This window comes from Streptomyces griseomycini (assembly GCF_014203535.1).
Classification (GTDB): domain Bacteria; phylum Actinomycetota; class Actinomycetes; order Streptomycetales; family Streptomycetaceae; genus Streptomyces; species Streptomyces griseomycini.
The window spans coordinates 96,025-112,255 of record NZ_JACHJI010000013.1; the positions used below are offsets into that span (position 1 = coordinate 96,025).

The window sequence follows — 16,231 nt, forward strand, 5'->3', positions numbered from 1 at the left end:
TCAGCTCACCACTCCGGTCATGACGCCCACGGGCACGGCGAGGAAACCGGCCGTGAGCAGCAGCGCGAGGGCATTGGCGGTGGTCTTCAGGGCGCGGTCGCGGGTGCGGCTGCCGACGCCGAGGGTCTGGGCGGCGCTCCAGAAGCCGTGCCGGATGTGCAGTCCGACGGCGAGCATCGCGACGATGTAGATCACGTTGCCGTACCAGGTGGAGAAGGTGTCCACGACGTTCTGGTAGGGCTTGCCCGTCTCGAAGCCGCCGGAGTGCACATGGCCGGTGGTCAGGTCGAGGACGTGCCAGACGATGAACAGGCCGAGGATGATCCCGCCCCAGCGCATGGTGCGCGTGGCGTAACTGGCCCGCGGCTTCTTGTGCACGTACTTGCTGGGCCGCGCCCTGATGTCGCGGCGGCTGAGCTGGTACGCGGAGACGGCGTGGGCGACGACCGCGACGACCAGCACGACGCGGACCAGCCAGAGCGTCCACTCGTAGTGCATGAACGGCTCACCCACGGTGCGCAGCCAGTGCGCGTAGTGGTTGAACTCACCGGCTCCGAAGAAGATCTTCAGGTTTCCGATCATGTGGACGACCAGGTACAGCAGCATGATCAGGCCGCTGACCGCCATCACTGTCTTCTTGCCGACGGTCGAGTCCCACACGGTGCGCGCCATGGACGGCCGTCGGTCCGTCCGCGTTGCCAGAGCCATGCTTCAGACGCTAGGGCCGGAAGGCCCCATCGGTCCAAGACATGGTGCGGCTGGTTTCGATAGGGAAGCCCTATGGTGGGGGCATGCAGTTCCAGCAGCTCCAGTACTTCGTGGCCGTGGCCGAGACCCGGCACTTCACCCGGGCGGCGGAGACCGTCCATGTCGCGCAGCCGTCACTGTCGCAGCAGATCAAGGCGCTGGAGCGGGAGCTGGGGGCGGATCTGTTCCGCCGGGCGCGCGGGAACATCACGCTGACCGACGCGGGCGAGGCGCTGCTGCCGCTGGCCCGGCGGATCCTGGCCGACGCGGACACCGCCCGGCACGAGGTGCAGGAGGTGGCGCAGCTGCGCAGCGGCCGGGTGCGGCTGGGCGCGACCCCGAGCCTGTGCACCGGCCTGCTGCCGGACGTGCTGCGCGCCTTCCACGACCGCTACCCGGGCGTCCGGCTGCTGGTCGAGGAGGGCGGCTCCCACGATCTGGTGCGGGAGCTGGCCCGCGGTGCCCTGGACCTGGCCCTGGTCGTCCTGCCCCTGCCGACGCCCTCCCCCGCGCTCACCACGGTGGAGCTGTTGCGCGAGGACCTGGTGGTGGTGTCCTCCCCGGACGTCCCGGAACCGGGACGGGGGCGGCGCGCCGTGCGCATCGCCGACCTGGAGGGGGAACGCCTGGTGATGTTCCGGCACGGCTACGACCTGCGCGAGCTGACCGTGGCGGCGTGCCGGGCGGAGGGCTTCGAGCCGGAGTTCGCGGTGGAGGGCGGTGAGATGGACGCGGTGCTGGGTTTCGTGCGGGCGGGACTGGGCGTCGCCGTCGTCCCCCGCATGGTGGCCGCGCGGTCCGGGCACGGGCTGCGGGTGACCCCCCTCGCCCGTCCCGGCCTGCACCGTGCCATCGCCCTGGCCCACCGCAGCGACGTGGCTCCGCCCCGCGCGGCCCGGGAACTGCAGCGGATGCTGCTGGAACGGTGAGCGGACGCCGTGCGCGGGCGCGGTGAGCGGCCACCGCGCGCGGGCGCGGCGGTCCCGTTCCACCACGACCGCGGCGCTCGTGCGGGCGGCGACGGCGGTGGCCGACGCCGCCCGGGACGGGGCGTGGGGACCGCCGTCCGGGTCACGCCGCGGGCCGCGGTCCCCCGCGCCCCGCTTCCGGTCCCGGTCCGGGCGACGCCCCCTGGTCGGCCTCCGGCGGCACCGGGGTGCCTTGGTGGTAGTACATGCGCCAGCCCGTCTTCTCGTCGCGCTTGCGCCACAGGGAGCTGCGGCGGGCGTGGCGGCCGTCGAAGCGGGTCTCGTACGTGAGGTGCACCAGACCGGGCGCGAGGAGGACGCCGGTGATCTCCGACGGCTCGTACACCGGGCCGTCCGTCGAGCTGCCCGGCTTGTCGGGCAGCCCCGCGACCGTGTCCTCGTACGTGTAGCGCCGGCCCGAGGCGCCCACCTCGGTGAACTCGGGGTCCAGCAGGCGCACGGCCTCGGTGCGGGAGGAGCGCACGGCGGGGTCCAGGAGGCTCAGTTCGCCCTCGATCGCCGCCCTCACCGCTTCTGCTTCATGACTCATCCGCACATGGTCGCCCGTGCCCCCGCCACCCCCGCAACCGGGTTGCGGTCCTCACCCCGTCGCGTCCACCAGGGCCAGTTCGTGCAGCCGCTCCGGCGGTCCCGGGCGGGCGTAGTACCAGCCCTGGGCCGTGTCGCAGCCGAGGATGCGCAGCTGCTCCGCCTGGGCTCCCGTCTCCACGCCCTCCACCGTCACCGCCAGGTCGAGGCTGTGGGCCAGCGCGACGATCCCCTCGACGATCTTGAGGTCGACGGGGTCGGCCGGGAACCGCTGCATGCTCTGGGTGAACGAACGGTCCAGCTTGAGCACGCTCACCGGGAGCCGGCGCAGGTTGGCGAGGTTGGAGTAGCCGGTGCCGAAGTCGTCCAGGGCGATGTCGACGCCCATCTCGGCGAGCCGGCGCAGCGGCTTCAGCAGGTCGTCGTCGGCTCCGATCAGCGCCGACTCGGTCACCTCGAGGCACAGCGCGTCGGGTTCCACACCGGTGCGCTCCAGGATGTCCACGGTGTCCTGGACCAGCCCGGGGTGGGTGAGCTGGCAGGGCGAGAGGTTGACGTTGATGCGCAGGGACCCCACGGCCTCCTCGCCGCCGTGCCGTTCCCGCCACGCGCGGGCCTGCCGCACCGACTGCTCGAGCACCCAGCGCCCCAGCGGGACGATCAGCCCGGTGTGCTCGGCGAGCGGGATGAACCGGTCCGGGGACAGCACGCCGTGCTGCGGGTGCAGCCAGCGCACCAGCGCCTCGGCGCCGCGGACGCTCCCGTCGCCGAGGTGCACCAGCGGCTGGTACTCGATGAAGAACTCGCCCCGGTCCAGGGCCGTCGGGAGCGAGGTGGTGAGCCCGTGCCGGGTGATGGCGCGGGCGTCGGCCTCCGGGTCGGCCAGTTCGAACCGGTTGCCGCCCGCCGACTTGGCCCGGTACATGGTGATGTCGGCGCTGCGCAGCACCTCCGCCGCGCTGCGCTCCCCGGCCGGTCCCTCGACGATGCCGATGCTGCCGCGCACGGTCAGTTCCCGGCCGTCGACGCTGATGGGGGCGAGCAGCGCGTTCATGATGCGGGCGGCGAGCTCGTCGACCGTGCGCCGGGTGTCGGGGCCGGTGGTCAGCGCCACGAACTCGTCGCCGCCGAGCCGGGCCACCATCTCCCCGGGCGCCGTGGCGCAGGACTGGAGCCGGTCGGCGACCTCGACGAGCAGCCGGTCCCCGGCCGCGTGCCCGAGGCTGTCGTTGACGGTCTTGAAGCCGTCCAGGTCGAGGTAGCACAGGCCGAACCGCTGGCCCTCGCCGGCGTTCAGCGCCTTCTCCAGGCGCTCGAAGAAGAACGTGCGGTTGGGCAGCCCGGTCAGCGCGTCGTGGGTGGCCTCGTAGCGCAGCCGGAGGTTGAGCAGCCGCCGCTCGGTGGTGTCCTCCATGAGGGCGAGCTGGTACTGCGGGGCGCCGTCGGCGTCGCGCAGCAGGGACACCGTCAGGTTGGTCCACAGGACCGTTCCGTCGGGACGGTTGAACGCTTTTTCCAGGTGGTAGTGCTCGCGCTCGCCGCGCACCAGCTCCTCGTAGAGCTTCCAGGTCTGCGGGGCGTCGTCGGCGTGGGTCCACTCCGTGACGTTGCGGCCGCGCAGGGTCTGCTCGGACAGCCCGAACATGCGCCGCAGCGCGCCGTTGACCTGCAGGACGTTGCCGTCCAGGTCGGCGATGCCGATCCCTATGGCCGCGCCCTCGAAGACCGCGCGGAACCTGGCCTCGGTGGCGTGCAGCGCCTGCGCCACCACTCCCTGCGCCTGCAGCGCGGCCCGGGCGATGGACTCCTGCTCGGCCAGGGTCCGTTGCCGCAGCGCCTGCGCGTACCCGGCGGCCATGGCGTGCTGGAGCCTGGCGGAGCGCGCCCGCAGGTCCTCGCGGTCGCCGTCCCCGCCGCAGTACAGCACCAGGTAGGCGTCCACGCAGTCCAGGGTCCGGCTGAGCGCCTCGGGGTCGGTGCAGTGCTCCTCCACCAGCGCGGCGCCGACCGCCCTGCCCGCGCCCGGGTCGAAGGACCGGGCCCGCAGCGCCTCGCTCAGCAGCCGGGCCAGCGGCAGCAGCCGCGCCTCGAACTCCGGCCGGGTCGACGACGTCGAGGTCACCGGGAAGACCGCCCGGCTCCAGATCGTCGCGAACCGGCGCAGTCTGTCCTCCGGCCCGTCCGGTTCCGCGCTCACGCCGTACGCCCCACGCCCGCGAAGCCGGAGAAGGCGTAGGGATCCTCGTCCTCCGGTGCGGTGTCCGGCCGCCACTGCGGCATCGGCACCAGTCCGGGTTCCACCATGTCGTACCCCTCGAAGAACCGCGCGATCTCCTCGCGCGAGCGCATGATCAGCGGGTTGCGGATGTCCTTGTACACGTCCACCGCGCCCTCGGCCCGGTCCGGCGGCAGCGGGATCCCCTCGTACGAGGCGTGGGTGAGCACGAGCAGGCTGCCGGGCGCGAGGGCCTCGCGCAGTTCGGTCACCGCCGCGTACGGGTCGTCCGCGTCTTCCACGAAGTGAAGTATGGCAACGAGGAGCAGCGCCACTGGCCGATTCAGGTCGATCAGCCGCCGCACTTCGGGACTGTCCAGGATCTCCCGGGGCTTGCGGAGGTCCGCGGCCACGACGTCCGTGCCGTCGTCGCCCTCCAGGACGGCCCGGCTGTGCGCCACTGCCACCGGGTCGTGGTCGACGTACACGACGCGCGCGCCCGGGTCGGCCGCCCGGGCCACCTCGTGGACGTTGCCGAAGGTCGGGATGCCGGAGCCGATGTCCAGGAACTGGGTGACGCCCTCGTCGACCGCGAAGCGCACCGCCCGCCGCATGAAGGCACGGTTCGCCTGCATGATCTTGGGCAGTCCCGGCATGAACTCCATGGCCTTGCGGGCCGCTTCCCGGTCGACCTCGAAGTTGTGCGAACCGCCCAGGTAGTAGTCGTACATCCGGGAAACGCTCGGCACCGAGATGTCGATGCTCCGTGGGGCCCAGGCGGGACGTTCCATGTATCTCTCCGAGGCGTAGGCGGTCCGGTGTTCGAGGAGAGGCTACTGACCGCCCGCCAAGGGAGCGACCCCAACCGGAAATTGACCGTCCGTTCCCGGTCACTGCCAGTGGCACGTGCCGAATTGGCCCCTCGGCGGATGCCCACGAAAAGTGCCCGTGGCATTCCGGAGAGTTCCGGCACGCCCGGGATTACCCGGGAGCACCCGGCGGTACGAGGAGAAGAGCGCCGATAATTCCACGAGTTCCGGTGAACCACGGCAAAACGGTCCGCCCCTCCGCGGGCTGCGGAGGGGCGGACCCGGGTCGGCGCGCCGGAGCGGACGACACCCTGGGGAGGTTGTTACTTCTCCGGCGCGCCGACCGGTTTTCCGTCGGGCCGCACGGCGTACCAGGTGCCGCCGACGCCCTGACCGTTGGTGTCGCCGGGGGCCTTGTCACCGGCGAAGGTGTAGATGGGCCAGCAGTTGATCGTCTGCTGCTCGGCGCCGTCCGGGCGGGTGAAGGTCATGTAGCCCTTCTCCTGGATGCCCTTGGTGTCCGCGAAGTCGACCGGTGACACCACCGGCCACTTCTCCAGGCAGGCGCCGGTGCAGGCCGACACGGGCTTCGGCCACGCCTCGTCCTTCATGAAGCGGTAGACGGTCATGCCGTTCTCGTCGACGACGATCTCCCCGAGCTTCGGGTCCTCGCGGGTGGACAGGCCGAGCCGCTCGGCCGCCTGCGCCTTCTTGCCCTCGGGGTTCAGCGCGTACCACTTGCCGCCCACGCCCTGGCCCTTGACGTCACCGGCGTTGACGTCCTTGACGTAGCGGTAGGCCGGCCAGCCGCCGATGGTGAGCTGCTTGGTGCCGTCGGCCCGGACGACCTCGCCGAGCAGCGACTCGTCGATCCCCTCGCCCGCCGTGGCGTCGTCGGCGGGCACCGGCGGCCAGGTCTTGGCGCAGTCGCCGTCGCAGTTGGACTTGGGCGGCTCCGCGGTGTCCTGGTCGAAGCGGTACAGGGTCAGACCGAGACTGTCGGTCACCAGTTCGCCGAGTTCGGCGTTGGTGGAGACGGCCAGTTCGCCCGCCGTGCCGGACGGGCTCTGCGAGGACTGGGCGCCGCCGCCCGCCTTGTCGGCCCCGGCGCCGATGCCGGCGTAGTCCCCGGCTCCCGCCGTGGCGCCGACGTTCTGGCTGCTCGCCTGCGGAGGAGCGTCCTGACCGCACGCCGTCGTCAGGGCCAGCACCGCCGCGGCGCTCGCCACGAGCGAGGCGGTCCGCCAGGTGGTCTTCATCGTCAACTCCACATCATCGCAAGGGTGTTGCAGCGCCCTGCTGTGCCGCCGCTCGACGATGGGTACGCACGGGAGCACCGGTGGTGTTCAACGGCGGCCCGGATTTCTTTCCGGAATCTGCGATTCCACCGGAATCCGCCGGAGGTAACTCCTTCGGGGTAATCATCCGGCCCCCGGGCGTGCCCCTGCGGATCGCGCCTCATGATCCTCGTCGTGCAAGCACTCGTACCGACCCAATCCCGCTTCGCCGCCCGCGTGTTGGCCGTGACGTCGCTGATCTGGTCACTCGCCGGAGCATCCGGCGCGGCGGTGGCCGACGCCTGCGCCTACGCCTCGACGGGGCCGGGCGGCACGGAGGCGGTCGCGGTCGCGGGAAGCGCCGCCTGGCCGCTGCCCCCGCCCTGCGCACCGCCCCCACCCGCGCCGGAGCCGACGCCCACCCCCAGCCCTCCGCCCGGTCCCACGCCCACTCCGGCACCGCCGCCCCCACCCCCGCCGGAGCCGACGCCGACGCCGACCCCGCCACCGGATCCGGCCCCGCCGCCGAGGCCCCGCCCCACCGCGGAGCCCGAGCCGCCGCCCCCGTCGTCCCCGCCGGCGGCCCGCCCGGCGCCGCCCCCCGCCCGGCCGGCGCCCGCTCCCCCACCGTCGCGCCCCTCGCCACCTCCTGCCCCCTCGGCCACGCCCGAGCCGCGTCCGTCCGCGACGCCCGTGCACTACCCGCGGTACCGGCCGGCCCCGGTCCGGCAGCCCTCCGGCGGCGCCACGTCGCCGCTCACCTTCGTCCTGCTCATCACGGTGCCCGCGGTGGTCGCCGTCGCCGCGCTGCGCCCTCGCTGAACCCGACTGCTTCTGGAGGCACCTCTTGCCGGAATGGCTTGTTCTCACCCTTTTGATGCTGGCCGCCTGTGTCGTCGTGGTCATCATCACCCTCGTGCGGCACCGCCGGGCGGCCGACGACGAGGATCCCACCGAGACCCCGGACGTCATCGAGTACATGACGATGTGGATCGGTGTGGTCTACGCCATCGTCCTGGGCCTCGCCATCGCCGGTGTCTGGGAGGGGCGCAGCGCCGCCCAGGAGCACGTACGGGCGGAGGCGGTGGCGCTGCACGAGATCTCGGAACGGGTGCGGGTCTACCCCGCCGAGGTGCGCGACCGCATCCGGGACGATGTCAACGCCTATGTCGGACACGTCGTCACCACCGAGTGGCGGACCATGGCGGACGACGGCCGGATCACCGAGCGCGGCACCGAACTGCTCGACCGCGTCCGCCGGGACGTCACCGACTACCAGCCGCGGACGGACTTCGAGGCGCAGGCCTACCAGCCGCTCGTGGACCAGGTCGCCGCCGCCGACCAGGCCCGCAGCGCTCGGGCCGAGTCGACCGGGGAGACCATGCCGGGCGTGGTGTGGTTCGGCCTGATCTCCGGGGCCGTCGTCACCATCGGGATGATCTTCGCGCTGCAGATCCGGCGCACCTCCCGCGAGCTGGTCCTCGCCGGGCTGTTCTCCGCGCTGATCGCCTTCCTGCTCTTCCTCATCTGGGACTTCGACGCGCCCTACGGCCGGGGCATCGCCGCGTCGACGGACCCGTTCCTGCGGCTCTTCCCGCACGTCGGGGACTGAGCGCCGACGGCCGGGGACCGGTGGCCGGGGCGTCCGCCGCCGGTCGCCGGACCACCGCGCGGCGCGGCACTTCGCCCCGGATCCGGCGGGAATCCGGGGCGAGGTCCTCTCGTCACGCGGGAAACGGCCGCCCGGAGCGGAACGGGGGCTCAGATGTGCTTCTCGGCGCGACGGCGCATCCAGAAGACACCACCCCCGAGGACCGCCGCCGCCACCAGCCCGCCGCCGATGGCGATGTCCGTCGGCGTCGCCCCGCTGGTGACGCTGCCGCCGATGCCCCCGCGGACACCGCCGAGGACGGTGAAGGCGGCCGGCCGGGTCAGGCTCCTGCCGGAGCAGTGGACCGTGATGTCGTACGACCCGGCGCGGGCGTTGTCGTCGATGGTGGCGGTGCCCTTCGCGGTGTCGTTGCCACCGCGGATGGGCGTCAGGTTGGTCCTCGGGAACGCGTTGGAGGTCGCCGTGCCGCCGTTGGGGCAGCCGTCGACCGTGATGGTCAGCTGGCCGCCGCGGGCGATGACGCTGGGCAGGGCGACGATGTTGGACGGACTGGGAACCCGCCCGGCGTCCGCGACGGCCGCCGGGGCGGCGACCCCGAGGACGGCGACCGCGGCGCCCGCGGCCGCCAGGGCACGTGAGTTGCGCATGTGATCCTCCGCGGAAGACGCCCCGGGTCCCGTACCCGGTCGATCGGCGAGAAAGCGTCTCCCGGAAAGACCCTCAGTTGCGGTGCCCGGCCCCGCATTTCGGGAATGGTCCGTCCCGGTGAGACCGCGGCCGCGGAAAATCGCGGGAGGCGGATATCGCCGCAGGTCACGGGCCGTCAGAAAATCTTCGTCCGGTGCCGCCTCGGATGGCGCACCCGGCGCCGCCGCGGCCACCCGTTCGCCACCACCCCGTCGCCGGTTCCGCGCGCGGCGCTTAGCGTTCTGATATGCGCGAGCGACGCGGTGACGGCCGTGTCGAGAGGGGAAGGCGAATGTCTGCTTTCTGGCCGGCCGAAGCCGAGGAGGAGGCGCCGCGGAAAAAGCGCGCCCCCTGGGGCGTGATAGCGCTGGTTCTGCTCACCGGCCTCGCGCTCATCCGGAACGGTTCGGGGGAATTCGACGTGGGTCCGCCGCAGCCGGCCAGCGCGGCCGCCGCCGACAGCCATGCGCCCGACAGCACCGCGGCCGGTGCGGTCCAGCCACTGCCGTACGCGGTGCCGGACCGGGTCAGGATCCCGGCGATCCAGGTCGACGCGCCGATCATGCCGGTGGGGCTGGACGCGGAGGGCTGGGTGGACGCACCCCCGCCCCAGGACCCGAATCTGGCGGGTTGGTTCACCGGTGCCGTCGCGCCCGGCGAGAAGGGCACGGCGGTCGTCGTCGGCCACGTCGACAACCACCAGGGGCCGGCCGTGTTCTACGGACTCGGAGCGCTGAAGAAGGGACAGCTCGTCGAGGTCGCCCGCAAGGACGCGAAGACGGCCGTGTTCGAGGTCTACGGCATCGAGGTCTTCGCGAAGAACAACTTTCCCGGCGACCGGGTCTACGCCTCCAAGGGAACCGCGGAACTGCGGGTCATCACCTGCGGCGGTGCCTTCTCCGAGCAGAACGGCTACGACGGGAACGTCGTCGCCTTCGCCCGCCTGGTCGAGGTGCGCTGAGCGGTCCCCCTCCGGGCGGGCGGGGCCGCTCAGACGTACTGCCGGCGGGGCACGGTGACGTGGTACCCGGAGTCCAGCAGTTCGGGCAGATAGGTGCGCAGGGCCCGCACGCTCTGGGAGCGGTCGCCCCCGGCGTCGTGCGAGAGCACCACGACGCCGGGGGCGGCGCCGTCCTCCACCCGGTCGACGATGGTGCGGGTGCCGGGCTCGGTCCAGTCGAGGGTGTCGACCGTCCAGGCCAGGGGCTCCATACCCAGTTCGGCGCCGATCTGGAAGGCGGCGCGGTTCCAGGCCCCGTACGGCGCGCGGAACCATTCGGGGCGTTCGCCGCAGGCCGTCTCGATGACGTCGCAGGTGCGTTCCATCTCCGAGCGGATCCGGCCGCGGCCCAGGCTGGTGAGCAGGGGGTGGGACCAGGTGTGGTTGCCGACGACGTGCCCCTCGTCGGCCATCCGGGCCAGCAGGTCCCCGTTGTGGACCACCATCTCCCCGCACACGAAGAACATCGCCCGCACCTCGTACCGGGCCAGCGTGTCCAGGATGTCCGGGGTGTAGCGGGGGTCGGGGCCGTCGTCGAAGGTCAGCACCATGACGCGGCCGCGCCCGGACACGCGCAGCAGGGGTTCGGCGCGCACCGGGATCCGGCCGGCCACGGTGGGCGGCGGACCGTAGCCGGTCAGGGGCTGGAGGCGGTACGCGGAGGGCCTGAGCGGGCGGCGGGCGGCCCGGGCGCCGGCGGCGGGCGCGGCCGGGCGGGCGGCCCGGTCCCCGGTGACGGACGCGAACACTCCGGCCGCACCGGCCGCGCCCATGGCGGCGGCGCCGGCGATCAACGCCCTGCGCCGTGTGAGCAACTGATCCATCTGCATGACTCATCAGTCGCCCCGTCGAGGACCGCCGCACCCCAGCGGTACCGGGGCGGCGGCACGATTCCACCCGCCCGGCCCACCGATCGGCCGCGGTGCCGGCGGGGACGGGCCGCCGCGACCCGGGCGCGCACCGGTCGGTGCGGTGGTGTCCGATAGCCTCGACGGTGTGACGCAACAGCCCTCCCCTCGGTTCGAGCGGGGCACGGACGGTCCCAAGGTGATCGTCGTCGGGGTGGACGGCTCCGACTCCTCGCTGCGCGCGGCGGCGTACGCCGCCGGACTGGCCCGGCGCCAGGGCGCGCTGCTCGCGGCGGTGTACGTGCGGCCGGTGATGGCCGCGGGCGTCGCGCTCGGGGCGCCGGTCGCCGACGCGACCCAGGAGATCGCCGAGGACCTGGCGGCACAGATCAGGGACGCGGCCGAGCGGCTCAGGGGGCTGTCCGACATCCGCTGGCGGTTCCACACGTTCCGCGGCGATCCCTACAACGGCCTGGTGAAGGCGGCGGACGACCTCAAGGCGGACGCGGTGGTGGTGGGCGCCTCCGAACGGGCGGGCCACCGGCTCGTCGGGTCGGTCGCGATCCGGCTGGTGAAGGCGGGGCGGTGGCCGGTGACGGTGGTGCCGTAGTTTTCGAAGCGTGCCCGGGGACGTGCGTGGCGTCTTCCGTCGGCGGCCCGGCGGGGGCATCATGATCCGCCGTCAGCCGTTTGCCGATCGTGAAGAGGTGAGGCGCATGGCCGGGCTCCGGATGGGCGAGGGCGTTCTCCGCCGCAAACCCATCGAACACATCGAGGAGACGGAAGTCGGCGAGGGCACGCGGCTGGAGCGCAGCCTGGGCCTGGGGCAGCTGACCGCGATCGGCGTGGGCGGCATCATCGGCGCCGGCATCTTCACGCTCGCGGGAACCGTGGCCAACGGCACGGCCGGGCCCGCGGTGCTGATCTCCTTCCTCATCGCCGGTGTGGCCAGCGCGGCCGCCGCGCTGTCGTACGCGGAGTTCGCGGGCCTGATCCCGAAGGCGGGCTCGGCGTACACCTACGGGTACGCGGTGCTGGGCGAGCTCGCGGGCTGGTTCATCGGATGGGACCTGCTGCTGGAGTACACCGCGATCGTGGCGGTGGTCGCGATCGGCATCTCCGGCTACTTCAGCTTCCTGGTGGACTCGATGGGCGCGGACCTGCCGAACTGGATGCTGGGCGCGCCCGGCACCGGCGACGGTCACCGCGTCGACCTGTTCGCGGCGCTGCTGTGCCTGCTCATCGCCTTCCTGCTGAACCAGGGCATCAAGAACGCGGCCCGGTTCGAGACGGTGGTCGTGGTGCTGAAGGTGCTGGTCGTGCTGCTGGTGATCGCGGTCGGCGTCTTCCACATCGACACGGCCAACTACAACCCGTTCTTCCCGTACGGGGTGGGCGGCGCGTTCACCGGTGCGGCGACGGTGTTCTTCGCGGTGTTCGGCTACGACGCGATGTCGACGGCGGCCGAGGAGTCCAAGGACGCGCAGCGGCACATGCCGAAGGCGATCATCTACTCGCTGGTGATCTCGATGGTCCTGTACGTGGCGGCCTGCCTGGTGCTGACGGGCATGCAGGACTACAAGGACATCGATCCCGAGAGCGGCTTCTCCACGGCGTTCGAGTCGGTGGGGCTGAGCGGGCTCGCGGACGTGATCGCGGTGGGCGCCATCATCGGCATCCTCACGGTGATGTTCACGTTCATGCTGGGTGTGACGCGTGTCTGGTTCGCCATGTCGCGGGACGGGCTGCTGCCCCGTTGGTTCGCCAAGACCCACCCGACGCGGCACGTGCCCACGCGGGTCACCTGGATCGTCGGGGTGGGGTCGGCCGCCATCGCCGGGTTCCTGCCGATCGGCGAGGCGGCCGAGCTGACCAACATCGGGATCCTGCTGGCGTTCGTGGTGGTGTGCACGGCGGTGATCGTGCTGCGCTACCGGCAGCCCGACCTGCCGCGCACCTTCCGCACGCCGTGGATGCCGGTGGTGCCGGCGGTGGGTGTGGTCTTCTCGATCTGGCTGATCACGTTCCTGCAGTGGCAGACCTGGGCGCGGTTCGCCGTGTGGTTCGCGCTGGGCCTGGTGATCTACTTCGCGTACTCCTACCGGCGTTCGGAACTGGCGCGGCGTCCGTAGGGCGCCCGGGAGGAGGGGGGTCCCGCCTACTCCCCCATGACCAGCCCGTCCTGCGCCGCGCCGCGGCTGAGCACCACGTCGCGGATGCGGTCCCGCACGGAGCCCACCTCCGCGCCCTCGTCCAGCGCGCGGTTGAGGTCGACCACCCGGCCGGCGTCCACGTCGAACCACTGGGGGACGAACTCGGCCTTCGTCACCCGCCACCGCTCGCCGGGCCGGGCGGGCGGGGCGAAGGTGAAGCGGCCGAGCGTGGACCGGTTGCCGCGCGGGTCCTGGACTCCCTCGTGGTTGAACATCTCACCGGCGATCTGGTCGCCCATCCCGTAGACCACCCAGGTGCCGTTGACCTTCTCGTACGCCTGCGGGACGTGCGCGTGCGTCCCGAGGATCAGGTCGATGTCGGGGCGGTCCCCGGTGCGGGAGGCGGTGAGCGAGCGGGCCAGGGTGATCTGCTGCTCGTCGGGGGCCTCCTGCCACTCGGTGCCCCAGTGCAGGGAGACGACGACCACATCGGCTCCGGCCTTCCGGGCGGCCCGGGCGTCGGCGATGATCCGCGCCTCGTCGACGAGGTTCACCGCCCAGGGGCGGTCCGGCGGCAGCGGAAGGCCGTCGGTGCCGTGGGTGTAGGCGAGGTGGGCGACGCGCGCCGAGCCCGCGCGCAGGACGGCCGCCGTGCGGGCCTCCTGCTCGGTGCGCGCCGATCCGGCGTGTCTCAGGCCCGCGCCGTCGAGGGCGTCCAGGGTGCGGCGGATGCCCTCCGGACCGTCGTCCAGGGTGTGCTCGGAGGCGGTGGAGCAGCCGTCGTAGCCGGTGGCGGCGAGGGCCTGGGCCACCTCGGGCGGCGACTTGAAGACGGGGTGGCCGGTGTAGTCACCATCCACGCCGTACACGGTCTCCATGTGGCACAGCGCCACATCGGCGCCGGCGACGACGGAGCGGATGCCGGAGAGCATCGGCCGGAAGTCGTGACCGGTGCCGCCCGCGTCGAAGCGGGCGCGCTCGATGACCGAGTCGTGCGGCAGCACGTCCCCCGAGGCGACCAGGGTGAAGCCTCGGGCGGAGGGGGCCGGACGGGCGGATTCCGGTGGTCGGTGGTCCCGGGCCTGGCAGGCGGCGCCCGCGGTGAGGACGACGGTCAGGACCACGGCCACCTGTCGACTGCGTGTGATCATCACTTCATCCCGCTGTAGTCGTATTTACCGCTAAACAGGTAAGAATCCGACTGCGGGTCGCCGATGCTCCGACACGCTCATTAGGCCGTCCGGCGTGCGGGAACCGCCGCCCCGACCGTTCGTCGAACCGTTCGTCGACGCGATCGACCGTCCGCCGCACATCCCTGCACGCGCCCTGTCCCCGCGGGACGCCGTGCGCTGCCATACGGCCATGACGGCCGGAACCACACTCCCGAACGGGACCACCGCCGAGCACGAGCTCGCCGCACTGCAGCGCGAGCACGGCCGGCCCCTCTTCGCGCTGCTGCTCCGGCTCTGCGACGGAGACCGGCAGCGCGCGGAGGACCTGGTCCAGGAGACCCTGGTGCGCGCCTGGCAGCATCCCGAGGCCCTGCGCGCCGAGAACTTCGACTCCGTGCGGCCCTGGCTGCTCACGGTGGCGCGGCGGCTCGCGATCGACGCCCGCCGGGCCCGGCAGGCGCGGCCGGCCGAGGTCGGGGACGCCGTGCTGGAGAACGCACGGGTGATCTCCGACCACGCCGAGCGGGCCGCGGCCATGCTCGACGTCCGCGAGGCTGTGAAGACACTCACTCCGGAGCACCGTGAAGTACTGGTGCTCGTGTACTTCCAAGGGGCGAGTGTGGCGGAAGCCGCGGCGGCCCTGGGGATCCCGCCCGGTACCGTGAAGTCCCGCGCGTACTACGCGCTGCGTGCCCTGCGCCGGGTGCTTCCGGGATACGCCGCCGACCTGCGGTGAAACCGGACGTCGGGTCAAACCTCCGTAAAGCGCCTTGCCTATGACCCCGGTTGAGTAATCGGCTGTCCTCATCCGTGTTCCGGACCGGGGGGCCGGGGTCGGGCGACGCGCACGTACCGGAGGAAGGCAGGAAGGGATGCTGCACAGAGGTCAAGAGAGCACGGACGGCTCCGGCGACGGTGAACTGACCGTCCCCATGGCCTGGTTGTACGCCGAGTACATCGCCGACGAACTGCTGCGCGGCGGCGATCTCATGCCGCCGACGTCCTTCGAGTTCCGGGCCGGCCGGGACGCGCTGGCGCTGACCGTCTTCCTGTCCGACGCCGACGGCGAGCTGTCCGGCATCCGGGTGATCACCCAGCTGGAGACCTGGCTGTCGCTGACCGCGTACGACCAGCCGTGGCAGGAGTGGGTCGAGGAGCGCCTGGCCGGCCTGACCGCGGACGCCGCCGCGCCCGGAGCGGACCTGGCGCTGGCCCGGGAGGCCTGGCGCTGGCTGCAGGAGACGGAGCTGCTCGCGCCCGATCTGAACGCGGTGCCGGGCGGCGGCACGGTGGCCGGTGAGGACGAGGGGCCCAAGGTGTGGACGCCGGCCTGGCAGCTGGGGCTGCCGCTCGGCCACCTCGCCATCCACCTCTTCTAGATCCCTCGGGAAACCGGGGAATCCGACCAATCCGCGGGCCGGAGGGCTCCGAATGCCTTGGTTACGATTCGGCACGCCGCTTGAGTGATTCGGCCGCCTGGTGCGTACCGGTGGGAGCAAGGAGTAACCCCACCCGCACCCAACGGTACGAGGATTCGGCATGAGGTCCCTGGAGAGGCATCGCGACGTCGGCGCCTACGCGCTCGGCGTGCTGGACGAGGCGGAGGCGTTCCGCTTCGAGGACCACCTCATGGAGTGCCCCAGCTGCGCTGCCCAGGTGACCGAGTTCGGCCCGACCGCACGGCAGCTGATGCTGTACCGGCGTTCGACGCCGCGGCTGGTGCACCCGCTGGCCGAGCCGGGTCCGGGGATGCTGGACCGGCTGCTGTCCCAGGTGGCGGCCCGGAACCGGGCGGGACGCCGCAGGATGCTGCTCGCCCTGGCCGCCTCGGTGGTCTGCACGGTGTCCGCGCCGGCGATCGCGATGGTGACGGACGACGGCGACGGGGCCGCCGTGAGCATCGCGGCGACCGACGAGCGGTCCGGGGTGTGGGCCCAGGTCACGACGGAGGACGAGGCCTGGGGCAGCCAGGTGGAGCTGAAGGTCAAGGACGGGGCGGGTCCCCGTGCCTGCCGCCTGGTGGTGATCGGCCGCGACGGCTCCGAGGAGACCGCGGCCAGCTGGAGCGTGCCCCGTCACGACGCCCGGCCCAACACGATGCTGGGCGGTTCCGCCCTGCACCCCGAGGAGATCGCCCGCTACGAGGTCCGCACGGCGAACGGCGAGCACCTGGTGACCCTGCGGCCCCGGTGAA

At 72.5% G+C, this 16,231-nt stretch carries 17 protein-coding genes; 9 read left to right on the forward strand and 8 right to left on the reverse strand.

Annotated elements, in window-relative coordinates:
- Entirely contained in the window at positions 1-672 is a 672-nt protein-coding gene (locus FHS37_RS29815; protein ID WP_184827034.1) for a succinate dehydrogenase, read from the reverse strand.
- Between the two features lie 119 nt (positions 673-791).
- Between FHS37_RS29815 and FHS37_RS29820 the strand changes: the two genes are divergently transcribed.
- The gene (locus FHS37_RS29820) at positions 792-1,676 is read left to right on the forward strand and encodes a LysR family transcriptional regulator (RefSeq protein WP_184826893.1); all 885 of its coding nucleotides are present in this window, start codon (positions 792-794) and stop codon (positions 1,674-1,676) included.
- Between the two features lie 142 nt (positions 1,677-1,818).
- Here the strand turns inward: FHS37_RS29820 and FHS37_RS29825 are convergent, their stop codons facing one another.
- The 4 genes from FHS37_RS29825 to FHS37_RS29840 form a co-directional block, all read right to left on the reverse strand.
- Positions 1,819-2,265 carry a nuclear transport factor 2 family protein gene (locus FHS37_RS29825; RefSeq protein WP_184826895.1) on the reverse strand — a complete coding sequence of 149 codons (447 nt, stop codon included), beginning with the start codon at positions 2,263-2,265 and terminating at the stop codon, positions 1,819-1,821.
- Positions 2,266-2,316: 51 nt separating this feature from the next.
- Positions 2,317-4,461 carry a putative bifunctional diguanylate cyclase/phosphodiesterase gene (locus tag FHS37_RS29830; protein WP_184826896.1) on the reverse strand — a complete coding sequence of 715 codons (2,145 nt, stop codon included), beginning with the start codon at positions 4,459-4,461 and terminating at the stop codon, positions 2,317-2,319.
- Complete coding sequence (locus FHS37_RS29835; RefSeq protein WP_184826898.1) at positions 4,458-5,270, reverse strand: SAM-dependent methyltransferase; 813 nt, start codon at positions 5,268-5,270, stop codon at positions 4,458-4,460. The genes FHS37_RS29830 and FHS37_RS29835 overlap by 4 nt, the downstream gene beginning before the upstream one ends.
- 341 nt (positions 5,271-5,611) lie before the next feature.
- Positions 5,612-6,547, reverse strand: coding sequence for an SCO0930 family lipoprotein (locus FHS37_RS29840; RefSeq protein WP_184827036.1), 936 nt, complete (start codon positions 6,545-6,547; stop codon positions 5,612-5,614).
- A gap of 711 nt (positions 6,548-7,258) precedes the next feature.
- Between FHS37_RS29840 and FHS37_RS40620 the strand changes: the two genes are divergently transcribed.
- Together FHS37_RS40620 and FHS37_RS29845 are read left to right on the forward strand one after the other, a co-directional pair.
- The gene (locus FHS37_RS40620) at positions 7,259-7,387 is read left to right on the forward strand and encodes a hypothetical protein (protein ID WP_268254601.1); all 129 of its coding nucleotides are present in this window, start codon (positions 7,259-7,261) and stop codon (positions 7,385-7,387) included.
- A 25-nt stretch (positions 7,388-7,412) separates the two neighbouring features.
- Positions 7,413-8,177, forward strand: a complete 765-nt coding sequence (locus FHS37_RS29845) for a bestrophin-like domain (protein ID WP_229890083.1) — start codon at positions 7,413-7,415, stop codon at positions 8,175-8,177.
- 149 nt (positions 8,178-8,326) lie between these two features.
- Here the strand turns inward: FHS37_RS29845 and FHS37_RS29850 are convergent, their stop codons facing one another.
- Positions 8,327-8,824, reverse strand: a complete 498-nt coding sequence (locus FHS37_RS29850; protein WP_184826900.1) for a hypothetical protein — start codon at positions 8,822-8,824, stop codon at positions 8,327-8,329.
- Positions 8,825-9,156: 332 nt separating this feature from the next.
- Between FHS37_RS29850 and FHS37_RS29855 the strand changes: the two genes are divergently transcribed.
- The gene (locus tag FHS37_RS29855) at positions 9,157-9,825 is read left to right on the forward strand and encodes a class F sortase (RefSeq protein WP_184826902.1); all 669 of its coding nucleotides are present in this window, start codon (positions 9,157-9,159) and stop codon (positions 9,823-9,825) included.
- Between the two features lie 29 nt (positions 9,826-9,854).
- Here FHS37_RS29855 and FHS37_RS29860 read toward each other — a convergent pair whose 3' ends face one another.
- Positions 9,855-10,694 (reverse strand): polysaccharide deacetylase family protein, encoded by an 840-nt coding sequence (locus FHS37_RS29860; protein ID WP_184826904.1) that lies wholly within the window; start codon positions 10,692-10,694, stop codon positions 9,855-9,857.
- Between the two features lie 166 nt (positions 10,695-10,860).
- Here FHS37_RS29860 and FHS37_RS29865 point away from each other — a divergent pair, with 166 nt between their 5' ends.
- Together FHS37_RS29865 and FHS37_RS29870 are read left to right on the forward strand one after the other, a co-directional pair.
- On the forward strand, positions 10,861-11,322 hold the full coding sequence (locus FHS37_RS29865) for a universal stress protein (protein WP_184826906.1): 462 nt from the start codon (positions 10,861-10,863) through the stop codon (positions 11,320-11,322).
- Positions 11,323-11,428: 106 nt separating this feature from the next.
- Positions 11,429-12,844, forward strand: a complete 1,416-nt coding sequence (locus FHS37_RS29870; RefSeq protein ID WP_184826908.1) for an amino acid permease — start codon at positions 11,429-11,431, stop codon at positions 12,842-12,844.
- A 26-nt stretch (positions 12,845-12,870) separates the two neighbouring features.
- Here FHS37_RS29870 and FHS37_RS29875 read toward each other — a convergent pair whose 3' ends face one another.
- On the reverse strand, positions 12,871-14,016 hold the full coding sequence (locus FHS37_RS29875) for a CapA family protein (RefSeq protein ID WP_184826910.1): 1,146 nt from the start codon (positions 14,014-14,016) through the stop codon (positions 12,871-12,873).
- 211 nt (positions 14,017-14,227) lie between these two features.
- On the opposite strand from FHS37_RS29875, the gene FHS37_RS29880 reads away from it, so the two are divergent.
- The 3 genes from FHS37_RS29880 to FHS37_RS29890 all read left to right on the forward strand — a co-directional run bounded on the left by FHS37_RS29880 (position 14,228) and on the right by FHS37_RS29890 (position 16,230).
- A complete protein-coding gene (locus FHS37_RS29880) occupies positions 14,228-14,773 on the forward strand; it encodes a sigma-70 family RNA polymerase sigma factor (RefSeq protein ID WP_184826912.1) in 546 nt (181 codons plus the stop codon).
- Positions 14,774-14,909: 136 nt separating this feature from the next.
- Positions 14,910-15,416, forward strand: coding sequence for a hypothetical protein (locus FHS37_RS29885; RefSeq protein ID WP_184826914.1), 507 nt, complete (start codon positions 14,910-14,912; stop codon positions 15,414-15,416).
- A gap of 160 nt (positions 15,417-15,576) precedes the next feature.
- Positions 15,577-16,230: an anti-sigma factor family protein gene (locus FHS37_RS29890; protein WP_184826916.1), complete on the forward strand. Its 654-nt coding sequence runs from the start codon at positions 15,577-15,579 to the stop codon at positions 16,228-16,230.
- The last annotated feature ends 1 nt before the right edge of the window (position 16,231 follow it).